The 13,642-nt window shown below is 36.6% G+C and carries 11 protein-coding genes; 2 read left to right on the forward strand and 9 right to left on the reverse strand.

What is annotated here, in order from left to right; all coding sequences use genetic code 11:
* Window positions 1–112: 112 nt before the first annotated feature.
* On the reverse strand, window positions 113–2,116 hold the full coding sequence (locus tag J0L69_10180) for a SpoIIE family protein phosphatase (GenBank protein MBN8693555.1): 2,004 nt from the start codon (window positions 2,114–2,116) through the stop codon (window positions 113–115).
* A gap of 157 nt (window positions 2,117–2,273) precedes the next feature.
* Here J0L69_10180 and J0L69_10185 point away from each other — a divergent pair, with 157 nt between their 5' ends.
* Window positions 2,274–3,902, forward strand: coding sequence for an acyl-CoA carboxylase subunit beta (locus tag J0L69_10185; GenBank protein MBN8693556.1), 1,629 nt, complete (start codon window positions 2,274–2,276; stop codon window positions 3,900–3,902).
* A gap of 2 nt (window positions 3,903–3,904) precedes the next feature.
* Window positions 3,905–4,318, forward strand: coding sequence for a hypothetical protein (locus J0L69_10190; protein ID MBN8693557.1), 414 nt, complete (start codon window positions 3,905–3,907; stop codon window positions 4,316–4,318).
* On the opposite strand, the gene J0L69_10195 is transcribed toward J0L69_10190, so the two are convergent.
* The 8 genes from J0L69_10195 to J0L69_10230 form a co-directional block, all read right to left on the reverse strand.
* Window positions 4,302–5,450, reverse strand: coding sequence for a glycosyltransferase family 4 protein (locus tag J0L69_10195; protein MBN8693558.1), 1,149 nt, complete (start codon window positions 5,448–5,450; stop codon window positions 4,302–4,304). The two genes, J0L69_10190 and J0L69_10195, sit on opposite strands and share 17 nt — an antisense overlap.
* Window positions 5,450–6,565 carry a hypothetical protein gene (locus tag J0L69_10200; protein ID MBN8693559.1) on the reverse strand — a complete coding sequence of 372 codons (1,116 nt, stop codon included), beginning with the start codon at window positions 6,563–6,565 and terminating at the stop codon, window positions 5,450–5,452. The genes J0L69_10195 and J0L69_10200 overlap by 1 nt, the downstream gene beginning before the upstream one ends.
* 60 nt (window positions 6,566–6,625) lie before the next feature.
* Window positions 6,626–8,047 (reverse strand): MBL fold metallo-hydrolase, encoded by a 1,422-nt coding sequence (locus J0L69_10205; GenBank protein ID MBN8693560.1) that lies wholly within the window; start codon window positions 8,045–8,047, stop codon window positions 6,626–6,628.
* A gap of 196 nt (window positions 8,048–8,243) precedes the next feature.
* Entirely contained in the window at window positions 8,244–8,876 is a 633-nt protein-coding gene (locus J0L69_10210; GenBank protein MBN8693561.1) for a Crp/Fnr family transcriptional regulator, read from the reverse strand.
* A 40-nt stretch (window positions 8,877–8,916) separates the two neighbouring features.
* A complete protein-coding gene (locus J0L69_10215; protein MBN8693562.1) occupies window positions 8,917–10,638 on the reverse strand; it encodes a 5'-nucleotidase C-terminal domain-containing protein in 1,722 nt (573 codons plus the stop codon).
* Between the two features lie 8 nt (window positions 10,639–10,646).
* Window positions 10,647–12,062: an OprD family outer membrane porin gene (locus tag J0L69_10220; protein ID MBN8693563.1), complete on the reverse strand. Its 1,416-nt coding sequence runs from the start codon at window positions 12,060–12,062 to the stop codon at window positions 10,647–10,649.
* 14 nt (window positions 12,063–12,076) lie between these two features.
* A complete protein-coding gene (locus J0L69_10225; protein MBN8693564.1) occupies window positions 12,077–12,520 on the reverse strand; it encodes a DsrE family protein in 444 nt (147 codons plus the stop codon).
* Between the two features lie 11 nt (window positions 12,521–12,531).
* A complete protein-coding gene (locus J0L69_10230) occupies window positions 12,532–13,635 on the reverse strand; it encodes a c-type cytochrome (protein MBN8693565.1) in 1,104 nt (367 codons plus the stop codon).
* Window positions 13,636–13,642: the final 7 nt, after the last annotated feature.

Genomic DNA, 13,642 nt, shown 5'->3' on the forward strand with positions numbered 1-13,642 from the left:
AAAAACTATACATATATAACTAAGTTGCTGAGTATCAGTTACAGAAATTATCAAAATAATGAGTGAAACATTGTTAAAGGAGGGTGAAACGTTATTTTGAATGAGTGAATGGTTATGCTTTTAAACCCATAATACACACATCATCTACCTGTTCTAAGCCTTTTTTCCAATTCATTAATACAGTTTCGAGTTTTTCTTTTTGAGAACTTGTCGATTCAGAATGAATATTCAATAATAGCTCGTTGAGTTGCTTATACTTGAATTTTTTTCCTTTAGGTCCGCCAAATTGATCGGCATACCCGTCGGTATATAAGTACAAAGTATCGGAAGGCGCTAACTTAACACCATACAGATTAAATTTATTTTCATGTACGCCTTTTCCAACCGGCATTTTATCAAATGGTAATTCGCTGATCGTATTTGAACTTATTAAAACAGGGGCATTATTAGCCGCGGCATAGGTAAGCTGACCGTTAGATTTATCGAGACAAAGCAATACGCCATCCATTCCGTCTTGTTGCTCTTCTCTACTTACGCTTTCGATTAATCGTTGACGTACATAGTTAAATATTTCGTTTGGTTGAGAAATGCTTTTTTCATTGATAGCTTCGTTCAAAAAACCAATGTTTAACAAACTCATAAAAGCTCCCGGCACACCGTGCCCTGTACAATCACAAACGGCCATGTAAAATTTATCTCCTTTCAATGTAGCCCAATAAAAATCGCCGCTTACAATATCTTTCGGTTTAAATAAAACAAAATAATCACTCAAATTATTCTTTAATAACTCTTCATTTGCCAATAAAGTCAATTGAATTTTACGTGCATAATTAATGGAATCAAGAATTTCCTTGTTTTTGGTTTCGATAAGTTCCTTTTGATTTGTCACCTCCCTCTTTTGCGCTTCAATTAACTGATTTTTTTCGTTTAATTGATTATTCACCCGTTTCCTTATTTGATTGGATTTATAAAGTGTGATGACGGCGATTATTACAATCAACAACACAATTACGGACGCAATTAAAAAGTATCTCTGACGATTTAACTGAACTTGTTTTTCTTTTTGAATCAAATTCAAATCTTTGATTTGCGCTTCTTTTCGAGCCGACTCATACTTCTGATTTAACTCTGCAATCATTTTCTCATTACCTACAATGGTTAAACTGTCATTTAATTCAGCATAACGTAACGCGTGATCAGAACTTAATTTGTATTCTCCCATCTGATTATAAGCATAGGCTTTTTCGTATACCACTTCTTCTACCAGCTCCATATCAGAAAGAGAAATAGCAAATTGATAGGCTGTATCCAGAAATCGTATCGCTATGCGTGCCGTTCTTTCTTTACCTTGTCCAACAAAGCAACGTCCTAATTGATAATATGTATACCCGACCATTTCAGAATCTTCCAGTTGTTTATTTAACTGTAGTGATTTATTAAGAGCCCGCTCCGCATCAGAAAAATTCCTCAAATCTGTTTCTAACAGACCTAAAGTTTGGTAGGCCGACTGTAAATGAGCTTTATCGCCAAATTCATTAGCAATCGCAATTGACTTTCCTAAGTAAACTCTGGTACTATCAAAATAGTTTCTCGAAGCATGCCCCATTTTATACAATAAGCCGGCAAAATTGGAATATATAACCGCTAATTTTTCTTGTTTATTCTCTTTTTGCAAAATCGCTATGCTTTCATAAAAACATTTAACTCCTTCTGAGTATAATTTCAACTCCCCATATAAATTTCCGAGCATGTTATAAATAACACCCTTTGCTGAAACTTGTTTGTAAGAATCAGCTGTTTTCAATGAGGCTAATGCCAATTCTTGCGCTTCATCATATTCCAGATTATCCGAAAAAACATCAGCAGTAACTACCAATAAGAAATATTGAGGTTCAAAATCACTAAAATTAGACAAGATACTATCCTTATTCTTGAGAATGTGCTTTTGTAATTCATGTTTAGTTATAAAGTCATAGATTTTTTGTTGCGGCCATTTTGACTTAAGTCCACTCATCAACTCCTTTGTGTGAACATCCGTTGAATCTACTAGATTGAAGTTTTGTCCACTTACAGAAAAAACAATAAGCGTTAAAAATATGGATAGAATTTTCTTCAATACAACTTATAGATTTAACCAAATATAGCACTATTCAGCCTTTTTTGCCAAAACTTTACAAATCAGCTATTTCCAGTCATAACACAAGATGAAAAAACCACCACTATGAAAGAAAAAAAAGAAACTAAATGCTATATTTACGATTCTAATTTATATTATGAATTTGGAATTCAATAAAAACGACGACAAAATGCGATTGCTGATTTCACAAATGGAACAGCGTTTAGCTAAAATATATTTAGGTGGCGGAAAATCGCGCATCGAAAAATTGCACGAACAAGGAAAAATGACTGCGCGCGAGCGTATTGATTTTCTTTTGGATAAAGACAGTCCTCGTGTTGAAGTTGGCGCTTTTGCCGGATATGAAATGTATCCCGAACATGGTGGTTGTCCTGCCGGAGGTGTGGTAATCATTATAGGTTATGTAAGCGGCAAGCAATGTATTGTTGTTGCCAATGACGCTACTGTAAAAGCCGGAGCTTGGTTTCCGATTACGGGTAAAAAGAATCTACGTGCTCAGGAAATCGCCATGGAAAACCGTTTACCAATTATATATTTGGTTGATAGTGCCGGCGTTTATTTACCAATGCAAGATGAAATATTCCCTGATAAAGAACATTTCGGGAGAATTTTCAGAAATAATGCAGTGATGAGCAGCATGGGGATTTTACAAATTTCTGCAGTGATGGGCAGCTGTGTGGCCGGTGGAGCTTATTTACCTATCATGAGCGATGAAGCCATGATTGTAGATAAAACAGGTTCTATCTTTTTAGCCGGAAGCTATTTAGTAAAAGCCGCTATCGGCGAAAATATTGATAACGAAACTTTAGGTGGAGCAACAACACATTGTGAAATTAGCGGGGTAACAGATTATAAATGCAAGGATGATGCCGATTGTTTAACCCGCATTCGTAACATCATGAGTAAAATTGGTGATTATGAAAAAGCCGGCTTTAACCGTGAAACGCCCGCTCTTCCTAAAAAGGATCCAAAAGAAATTTACGGCATCATTCCTGATACACGCGACAAACAATTTGATATGCACGAGGTGATCGAACGCCTGGTGGATAATAGTGAGTTTGAAGAATACAAAGAATTGTACGGACAAAGCATTATTTGTGCTTATGCGCGCATTGATGGTTGGGCTGTAGGTATTGTTGCCAATCAACGCAAAGTAGTAAAAAGCAAAAAAGGTGAAATGCAATTTGGTGGCGTAATTTATAGTGACAGTGCTGATAAAGCAGCACGTTTCATAATGAATTGTAATCAAAAGAAAATTCCATTGGTGTTTTTACAAGATGCTACCGGGTTTATGGTGGGTTCGCGCAGTGAACATGGCGGAATTATTAAAGATGGTGCCAAATTGGTAAACGCCATGAGTAATTCAGTAGTACCTAAGTTTACTATTATCCTTGGTAACAGTTATGGCGCAGCTAATTATGCAATGTGTGGAAAAGCATACGACCCACGTTTAATTGTAGGTTGGCCAACAGCTCAGGTGGCGGTAATGGGTGGCGCGCAAGCGGCAAAAGTTTTAGTACAAATTGAAGTGGCCAGTTTAAAAGCCAAAGGCGAAGAAATCACTCCTGAAAAAGAAGCAGAATTATTTAATAAAATTAAAGACCGTTACGATTCTCAAACCACACCGTATTACGCGGCATCGCGTTTGTGGCTAGATGCAATCATCGATCCATTGGAAACACGAAAAGTGATCAGTATGGGAATTGAGATGGCAAACCATTCACCAATTACAAAACAGTACAATGTGGGGGTGCTTCAAACATAATTATGGTTAAAGCATCTGATTTTAAAATCATAAAACAAATTAAACACCCGGAAGCAACTTTAAGTTTATGGGAAAATGGTATTGTACATGTATATTATCATGACAATACTGTTTTGGATGTAGAGTTGCAATTAAAAATGGCTGATTCATTTAATGAAATCACGAATAAACAACGCTCTCTGTTTATATTTGAAGCAGGCGACGGTGTTACCATTACAAAAGAAGCGCGAGATAATGCACTTAAACTGGAAGACTCTACTCCTATTCTGGCATCTGCTGTAATTGCGCCCAATTTAGCTTATCGAATAATTGCGAATTTCTTTTTAAAAGTGCAAAAACCAAAAGGACAATATCAAGTTGTTGCTGATGTGAACGCAGCAATAGATTGGTTTAAAAAAATTAATTTACTTTCCTGATTTTTTCAAGCAATTGCGGTATCAAGTGCTCCCAGGTCAATGCACTTTTTATTAAGCTTAACGCATTCTTCTTTTTCTCGTCAACTATTTCAGTTTTTACTTCCAAAACTTCTTTCATGCAATTTTTTATGGCGACAGAAGCGCCTGCTTTTAATAACCAGCCCGTTTGATGGTTCACTAAAATATTGGTGGCTCCTACATCCGTTGCTATTACGCATAATCCATTACTCATGGCTTCTAAAATCACGTTTGGCATACCCTCGCTATGACTCGGACATATCAACACATCACAAGTGCGTAATAAATTATTCAGTGTCTCCTTCTCTCTTATTTCGCCATGATAAACGATTCGATGATCAATTATTTTTTTATCATTGGGGATAGGGCCAATAAAATGAAATTTAAATGATGAATTTTTATCGAGTGACTTCAGTGCTTCATTTAACTCTTCTACTCCTTTTCGTCTTTCGTACCGTCCTAAAAATACAAATTCAATTATTTTACCGGTTGGCTTAATGAATTCAACGAGTGTATTCTCTTCAACACCGGAAGGCATTTCAATAATCCTTTCCGAAGAAACACCTAATTGTTTAACGATATCTGTAATTTTACCACCGTAAGAAAAAACAACATCCGCCATTAATGTGATTTGCCTTACAGGTTTTCTTAACAATAGTAATTGCTGTAAATAAATTTTGAAATCAGGTGCCTTTTGAAACATTTCATACCCATGAAATTTCACACCTATTTTACAACACTCAATATTTCCTTTACGCTTTTCTTCTATTAACTTCCACCCTGAAAAACCTTTGGTATAAATAAAGTCATAAGTTGCTAAATGTGGTTTAATGACTTCGTAAACTAGTTCTGAATAGCTTCTTGAATTCTTTAAATAATGTCCGAAACCCTTTTTCTCATTTGGAAATTTCAGAATGAAAGAATGAATATACTTTCTTTCTTCTTCGGTAAAAACTTTTAATTCATTTATGTCGAATTCGCTTTGATTAAAGTGATACAAATCGACTTCAATTTTGTTTTGCGCGAAATATTTACAGAGGTAATAAGAATGCTTCTGCATTCCCCCTAACACATAAGGCCAAATCCCATCCGTTATCAGTGCAATTTTTTTCATTAAGCCAAAAGGGAAAGGTATTGTTCTGTGAAATTTTGTTTTGTCAGATATTTCATGGCCAGACCATGATTTTTTATTTTCTGTTCGTAATTTACCGGTTGTAAATCCCATTCAGCCTCACCTGACTGTCCGCATCCCTGCTCTTTTACAAATTCACTAAAATCACCCAAATTATCGCTGACCAACACATTCAATCCGCAACTTAAATACTCTGCAAACTTTACAGGTGAAGCTACCAGGTTAGTTATTGAGTTTTCCCTGTATAAAATTCCATAATCGGCTGCCAATAAATATTTGCGCACGTCTTTTGGTTGTAACCAATTGGTGATGATTCTATCTCCAAATCGTTTAACAAAAGCCGAGTTGCGATCATAATCATGGGTTAGCCAAAGCAGTTTTACTTTATCATTCTTCTCCATCACCTCGGTCATTTTTCTTTCTACTAACGAGAAAGACTGCCAACCTGCTGATGAACCGGAATAAACCATGACTATGTCATCCTCACTAAATCCAATTTCCTTTTTGTAATTCAATAACTCATAGGAAGGCGGGAATTCAAAAATAAAATCATTACTGAGAGTACAAGGTATTACAACATGCTTCTGCGAATCGAAATTGTAATCCGTCTTCCAATACTTCACTAAAGCCTTCGATACCGATAATATTGCATCACTCCTTCTTAAAATATCTTGTTCAATTCCCGCAATTTCACTTTTAAGTATTTCATCATTCACCACATTGTATTCATTCAACTCAGCTTTATAGGCACCCCTAGCATCAAAAATCACTTTTTTAGTTTGACCATTCTGTTTGAGTTTTAACGCTAATGCCGTTGCAAATGGTCCGCGTGCCATAATTTTTTCTTTCCCCGAAACAGAATTTAATTGAAACAAATTCCATTTCCATCGGGAAGCTCCCGGTGCCATAGGCAACACAACAGCATCCGGCAAACGTGTCTTGATTTTTTTCCGGTTTTCGAAGAAATTACGAATGGAAATAAGTGCTACCAGTTTAACCTTTTCTTTGGATTGAATGCTATTTAAATAGTTCACTACGTCAATTACCTGACTGTAATAAATTCCATTAGGCTGATCGTTATAGGTTAAATAAATCACTTCCTAAAAATAACAAAAAAAGCCGCAATAATGCGGCTTTTATAAGTGAGTTTTTAGCTATTAAAGCATGGTAGTCGGACAAACATAATCGCTAACTTTAAATAAGCCGCTATTTTTAATTGCCGTAAATCCTCCTTTAATATCAATCAGATTACGGTAGCCTCGCGCCTGTAAAATGGAAATGAAGGTCATGGAACGATAACCCGCCGCGCAATGCACGTAATAGGTTTTATTTTTATCCACCTTCGTCATACTATCGTTTACATAATCTAACGGAGCATTGATTGCATCTAAAACATGTTCACTGTAATATTCGCTGGCTTTACGCACATCCAAAATATTTACTGCTTCCGTTTTCAACTTTTGAGCTAATTCTTCTGCGGTAATCTGTTGAACTGAATCAGTTTCCTTTTTTGCCCTGATCCACTCTTCTACTCCTCCTTTTAAATAACCCAAGGCATTATCGTATCCAACACGTGCAAGACGCGTGATGATTTCTTCCTCGCGGCCGGCATCAGACACAATTAATAATGCTTGTTTAACATCCGGAATTAATGTACCTGCCCATACTGCAAAACTACCATCAATTCCAATATTTACTGAATTAGGAATATACGCCTTACGAAAATCATCCGCCTTACGGGCGTCGATGATGAGCGCGCCGGTTTCTTCTGCGGCCGCTTCAAATTCTGTTACGCTTAATGCGCGTGTACCCTTCTTTAATACATTATCGAAACTTTCGTAACCGCCAATATTCATTAGCACATTTTGCGGGAAATATCCCGGAGGAGGCGTTAATCCAGTTAACACTTGCTTAATAAACTCTTCTTTGCTAAGATTTGGGTTCAATGCATAATTCACCTGTTTCTGATGTCCGAGTGTATCTGTTGTTTCCTTGCTCATATTTTTACCGCAAGCGCTTCCTGCACCGTGTCCGGGATATACAATTAACTCATCACTTAACGGCATAATTTTATTGCGTAACGAATCGAACAAATGAGCGGCCAACTTTTCTTGCGTTAACTCAGCAATTACTTTTTGAGCTAAATCCGGACGACCAACATCGCCGATAAACAAAGTATCACCTGTAAAAATCGCCTTCTCCTTTCCATTTTCATCTTTCAATAAAAAGCAAGAGCTCTCCATGGTATGGCCGGGAGTATGAATCAATTTTATGGAAATATTTCCCAATTTAAACTCTTCACCATCATGACCCACTAACATATCAAAACCGGTTTTCATAGTGGTTGGACCATACACAATTACGGCACCTGTTTTCTTAGATAAATCAATATGTCCACTTACGAAATCAGCATGAAAATGTGTTTCGAATACATATTTAATTTTCGCGTTACGGGATTTAGCCTTTTGAATATAAGGTTCTACCTCACGCAAAGGATCGATGATAGCAGCTTCTCCATTACTTTCAATGTAGTACGCTGCTTCGGCTAAACAGCCTGTGTAAATTTGCTCTATGATCATGAATTTTTCTTTAAGAGTTAATTTTACTTATTGCAAATTTCATAAAGCATCTCCATTCTACCTATGATTTAAGTCAGGTAAAACACTACTTCTAACTATTAGAGGGAGAAGTCTTTTACGAAATAAGTTAAAACAAAATTAGATTCAGAATTTCCCTGTCTTAGTAACAACTGTTACAGATGGAAGATGATAAAAATCAGAAATCGCTGAGGAGTTTGATTTCGTTGCGGTACAAGACTAATTTTTTCTCGTTTTCGAGTTGCTTTAACAAGCGAGAAATAACTACGCGGCTCGTTCCTAATTCTTCCGCAATTTGATTATGGGAAAGCTGAATAGCGGATTTACCGGTAACTTTAGATTTATTCTTTAAATATTTTATTAAACGCTGATCGAGCTTATGAAACGCGATACTTTCCAATGAGCGTAATAATTCATTAAAACGTTGCGTGAAGCTATTGAAAATATAACTTTTCCAGCTTGGATATTTAGTTAACCACTCATCAAGTTTTTCATGAGGGATGGCTACTAATTCAACATTATCTTCAGCAATGGCCTTAATTTCACTTTTGCGCGCTTCCATGCAACAGGTATAAGCCATGGCGCAACTTTCATTCGAACTTAAATAATACAATAGGATTTCATTATCCTCCTCATCTTTTCGCATCACACGAATCGTTCCGCTTATAATTAAAGGCATGAACTTGATGTTTTTATTGTAATCAATAATTACATCGCCTTCCTTAAAAGACATGAATTTGCCTTCTTTCTCAATTTCTTCAATGAGTTTTAACTCCAGAAAATTGCGCAATCTTTCTTTTAGATCTTTCATCCTTATAAAGATATTTATTAATTAAGAATGAGCAAAATTATTATCTGAATTCGTAGGTGGTTCCTTTAAGTTGTGTTAGCAATGTAGCAGGTTCGTCGGTAGCAATTGCTCTGCCTTCCAGCTTTGGCTCAACCGGGGAGTTTGCCTTTAAATATTCCATGATGACATCGTGTAGCAAATACGGCGTCTTCTTAGGATTTTTTACATGTTCAATTCTGCATAATGTATCATCCGGATCACCTTCACGTTCACAAGCTACAATTGAATACTCTTTATTTAAATCAATTGGTTGCCCTCCTACTTTCACAGAATTTACGCGCTTTCCAAATTCATTTCCTACGGTAAAATTCACTTCCATTCCATTGTAACGAACGAACCAGCCACCAAATCGCTTGGAAGGATCTTTAGCAAATGCGTTTTGTAATTCCTTTTCTAACCAATCCCACAATTGTTTTCCGGTAACAATACCTGTTTTTGCTTCGCTATTAACAGGTAACATATTCCATAAAAACTCCTTCGTTATACTGGCTAAACCTGTTTTAGGATCAACTGCTAAAGGCTGACAAAAGCGAAAACCATTGGATAAAGCAATATCCGGTTTAAATTTCCACTTTACGGCATCCGTAATAAGATTATCCATTGGAGTCTCCAATACAAAGTAACGCACCAATGGCGTTTTACTGGTTCCTATTACCGTTTGCAAATCATTTTTAAATGGTTCGTACGCTTTATCAACCAATGCTTGCATTTCTTTATCGGCAGAGTATTTAAGAGGATCTACATCCAGTAATTGATATTTTGTATTGATCAATTTACCATTTTCAATTTCCAAATCCAGCTTACCTAAAAATGAACCGAAAGCTCCGCACTCAATAACTTTGGTGTACTTTGCCTGAATAGGTTCACGTACTCGCTCATGTGTATCCGCACCCATAATTATATCTACACCTTCTGCAACGGGATTATTGGCTAGTCCAACTTGTTGCGCAAGCCCCATATGCGTGGCTACAATTACAACCGCGCAACCTTCTACCTCACGCAATAATTTTACATACTTGGCTAAATTATTTTCTGCATGCTCAAAGCGTAAACCTTCGCTGTAAGCCGGTGATTGTCGTTTCGGAATTAAATGATCGGTATAACCGATAAATCCAATTTTTACGCCTGCCACATACTTTATCCAATAAGGAGGGTAAACGAGCTCACCGTTATAATTATCGTCGCTTTTATGCCACATGTTCGCGCAGATTTTAGCAGCGTTGGCATGTCCCATATCAAACAACATTTTTTTCTTTTTATAAACAACTTCCCAATTGCCGGGTAACATTAAATCGTAACCCAATTTATTAAAAATGGGGATGAGTGCCTCGCCTTCTGTTAGTGAGGCAACCGCATGACCGTGAAAATAATCACCGCCATCATAAAGAATTGTATTAGCCGGATTTTTCTTACGAAACGACTCAATCATCGTTTTTAAAACTGCCATGCCGCCACGCTTTTTATAAACAGCCTTGCCATTCTCCCAGAAAAATTCATCATGGGTATTTAATTGAGAATGTATATCTGTTGTGATTAATACTGTAACAGTTTGTTTACCGGTAGGCGGAAGTTCAATACTCTCCAATGTAGCTTCTTTCTCCAGAGTAGACGCTACCACATTCGTAACCGGACTGAGTATAGTGCCCAATCCCACCAACGCTGATTTTTTCAAAAAATCACGACGATTATCGGCTTTAATTTCTTTTTCGCTTTTATTTTCCATAATGAGTTTTAAATTTTAAAGTCGACAATTAAATTCAAGTTTACCATATTTACCTTATTGTAAACATACCTTAAATTATCATAAGTTTCACCGGCTTTTAGTTTATACACTGCTAAAAACTTTATTTCCAATCCCCTTAAAAATTTGTCAAATGAATAACCTAAGTCCAGATTCATTTGATGATAAGAAGGCATTCCGTATTTATTCAAACGATAATCCTTTACATCCGGCAATAAATAGTATCCGTAAGCTAAACCTGCTTTGAATTTATTTTTAAACGCGTTGAGTGTTGTTTTAGCCATAATAGCATGGACGTTACCTAATCCCTCATTTCTTTCGCGCGGCATGAAGGTGTAGAATGGTTCTTTTCCCCACTCGCGCGGCATTAAATAACGACCATCACCTGTAATATGGGTATAATTTAATGAAGTATTGCTTTTCTTACTTCTTACTCCAATTTGCGCACTGATTACATTTGACTGAGCGCCTCTGTTTATATACGTTTCCCTTTGATTCTCGTTACCGCCATCATTTACTGCATCCTGATGAATATACATTATACCTTGATACAATTTTGAATTTTCACTTAGTGATTGAGTGGTATTTACTTCAATCATCGCTGAGTTCATCACATTATCGAGATAAGAGTTCCACAAATTGATTTTTAAGTTCTCATTTGGCTTAATATACACATTTGCAATAGCCATCCCTTCACTTTTAATATGGTCATGATAATCTGATTTGGTACCATCCACATTAACACCCATTGGATTTATGCCCATCGAATTTGCCATCGTAAACCATTGTACTGTGGAACGAGGTGAAATCTCCCATATCCAACCACCATTAAACCCGATTTTTTTCGACTCGTTAATTTGCAGCCATACACCTTCCTCAATAGTGGGACGCATACGTCCATCCTGTGGATTTAAAAATGGTGTATTGATGTTAATTTTCCCAACCGTAATAGCACTTTTGGATAAATTATATTTGATGTAAAGCTCTTCCAATCTATCAAGGTCATTTTTATTCGTATGATTTTCCACATCAAATAAGCCAACTTCATATCGATTCGGAAGTTTAGTAAGTGAATCTATGTTATGAATATCGCTCGACCATAAATTGTAAATAAAAAATCCGCTTACCCCTACCTGAAACCCATACACCGGTTGTGTTAATACTCCGATACCGGCACCTGATGCCAAAGCATAATCGTCTTTTAAATTACCTTCATTAATCGTATGCATTAAAAAAGTTCGCGAATGCGCTTCCCAATGTGCTTTCAGAAAACAATCTTTTAAGCAGGTAGAGTCTTTTGGCTTCAAAGAAATATGATGGTTATCGGTAGAATGGTGCTGACCGTTATCCTGCGCAATAGAATAAAACGAAATGATAAAAAATAAATATGAGAGGCCTTTTTTCATTTAAGTACTAATTTTTAATTTCCTGCTTTAATATAACTCCAACCTTGTTCCTGTTTACTTACAATTTCTACAATTCCCGCGGCTACAAATCCGGCACTTTCAATAATTTTCTCTTTTTCCACTTTTCTTTCCTTCATCGAGAATTCACATGCTTTAAATGCAACGCCCTTTTCGGCCATTAATTTAATTTTATCACCCACAATAGTTTTCCCAGCAACTAACATATCTAAGCCCGGACCATGACACACCACTTCTATTTGCGTAGTTGGAGAAACGGAGAGTATATTACTAAACTGTTTCATTAATTGCTTATGCGAAGTAGTATCGCCGGTAGTTAATTGAAAGATAATTTTATGTTCGGGCTTTGAACTTGTAACCGGAGACTGTTGTGCTGAAGTTATATTCCACGACACAATCATCAAGATTACAACTGTGATTTTTTTAATTGAATTTTTCATAGTAAAAATAATTACGCTTTAGATTTTTTATTTTTCTTCATCGCCTCTTGCTTTTCCTTGATAGGCTTAAATGGTCCAAACTTGTGTTGCTTCTCACTGAACCCATCCGCGAAGGGACCAAATGGATGATCAAAAGGTTTTTCTTCTATCTTCGGCCAATCCTTACTTATATCCTTTTTAGGGCGCGGTTGCGAATTCACAAATGCTGCCACATCCCAAGCTTCTTCGTCGGTTAATTGTACCATATCATGCGAAGCACCCAATGGCATATTATACTTTACAAACTTCGCGAAGTTGGATAAGCGGTATAAACCTGCGCCATCGTTATAGCTTTTATCTCCCCATAGAGGCGGATAAGTATAAGCCGTTTTATCACCATTCATCATTCCTTCTCCATTAGCCTGATGACAACTTTGACATTTCGCTACATAAACACTTTTTCCGCCCTCAGGATCGGCTGCTCTATCCAGAAAAGCTAAGTCCTTGAACCCGGAACCTTCCGGTTTTTTTCCTTTTGCCACATCTTTACCTAACCAGTTAATGTATTCTACAATGGCTTGCATTTCTTTCGATGTTGTATCCAATGCTTTTCCATTTAAACTTCTTTCGAAACAATCATTTACACGTTTGTAAATATTTTCGATAGCGCCTGAACGAGCACGGTATTTTGGATAGGTTGAAGTAACGGCGCTGTAATTGTTACCAAACACTTTAGTTCCTGCATCCAGATGACAATTTTGACAATTCATTCCATTAGTAGAATTGTATATTTTACCATTCTCACCAAAATAAACAGAAGTATGTGCAATTAAATCTTTACCATATAAAATAGATTCTTTTTTCGAATTTCCTTCCAGTGTAGATTCATCAGGTGCCTTCCAATAATTGATAGTATCCTTTAATCTTTGTTCAGTAGATTGCTTTCCTGCTTCTGTAAAATTTCCATAAGCATCCGGCACCGGGGTTTCCACAACAGGCTCCGGTTTAGGCGCGGGAATAAATTTTGCCAATGCAATCACAAGAGCTATAATAAATACAACGAGAACAATTATTATTTGCGTCAGGCGTATGACAATCGCCGCAAGGTCTCTATCAGGTTTATTTGAATTGCTCATAAGTAAA

The organism is Bacteroidota bacterium (assembly GCA_017303905.1).
Taxonomy (GTDB): Bacteria; Bacteroidota; Bacteroidia; order B-17B0; family Aurantibacillaceae; genus JAHEYG01.